The following is a 1,099-nucleotide window of genomic DNA, read 5'->3' as shown; positions in this document are numbered from 1 at the left end:
CCTTGTGGGGGAGGATGTCCGGCAGGACAGAGGGGGGCGCTGTCCTGGGCGCTGTCCCTCCGCGATCAAAGGTTCCGCTCGGCCCTGTCCAGAAAAGCGGCGATGGCGCCGGGCAGGTCGCCGGTATCGAGGATCGGCGCATGTCCCTGGCCTTCGACCGTGATCGTCTCGACACAGGGATGACGCTTTCGCATCTGTTCGAAGGTCTCGGCGGACAGCAGCTTCGAATTGGCGCCGCGAATGGCGAGCAAGGGTATTGCCGCCAGTGCCTCGAACTGCGGCCACATGTCTGGCAGCTTTTGGGTCAGATCGAGACCCGCCAGCGTGTCGACCAGCTTCGGGTCGAAATCAGGCAATAATCCTTCATCCGTCTCTCGGTAGAGGGCCGCTACCATCCGCTCCCAATCCGCCTCGGTCAGAGCAGGAAAATCGATGCCATGCGCGCCGCGCAGGGCGCCGACGGCCTCGGCATGGGTTTTCGGCTTCGGCGCGCGCTCGAGATAGGAGCGGATATGGGCAAGGCCGCGGGCCTCGAGCACCGGGCCGATATCGTTGAGCACGATAGCCCGCAGGACTGACGGCCGCATCGCCCCGAGCACATGGATGATCAGCCCCCCACGCGACGTGCCGATGAAACCTGCCCCGTCGATGTCCAGCGCCGCCAACCCGGCGAGGATGTCGCCGGCTTCGACGCCGACATTGTAGTGGCCGATATCGGGGTCGTAGGTGGATTGCCCGCGGCCGCGATAGTCGAAGGCGACGATTTTTCGCGGCGTTTGCGCCCGCCGCGACAAGTGCTGCGCCAGTTCATGAAAATCGCGGCAATTGCGGGTCAGGCCAGGCAGGCAGACGACCGGCCAGTGGCCGGAGTTCGCTTCGCCGTAGATGCGAGCGTGGAGTTCAAGCCCGTCCGGCGAGGCGTAGAAAAAATCGGAAAAACCGCTCGACATTTTTGGACTCGATTCCTCGCCGTTGCCGGATCGTCTCGACTGCTACAGGCGAGGGCGGGGGTGGTCAATTGAGGGCGGAACGGCCAAGCTGCCAATCTCCCCCCTCGTGGGGGAGATGCCCGGCAGGGCAGAGGGGGGCGTGAAGGAAC

General features: G+C 64.7%; 1 protein-coding gene. It reads right to left on the bottom strand.

All coding sequences use genetic code 11. The features are described from left to right. Positions 1-65 precede the first annotated feature (65 nt). Positions 66-950, bottom strand: a complete 885-nt coding sequence (locus tag BQ8794_RS27930) for an alpha/beta fold hydrolase (RefSeq protein WP_077381831.1) — start codon at positions 948-950, stop codon at positions 66-68. Positions 951-1,099: the final 149 nt, after the last annotated feature.

This window comes from Mesorhizobium prunaredense (assembly GCF_900156895.1).
Taxonomy (GTDB): domain Bacteria; phylum Pseudomonadota; class Alphaproteobacteria; order Rhizobiales; family Rhizobiaceae; genus Mesorhizobium; species Mesorhizobium prunaredense.
This window is presented reverse-complemented; position numbering and strand designations above follow the sequence as displayed.

What these genes read in the sequence shown, in the direction of transcription:
- BQ8794_RS27930 (WP_077381831.1), bottom strand. Translation starts at nt 950, where the DNA reads ATGTCGAGCGGTTTTTCCGATTTTTTCTACGCCTCGCCGGACGGGCTT.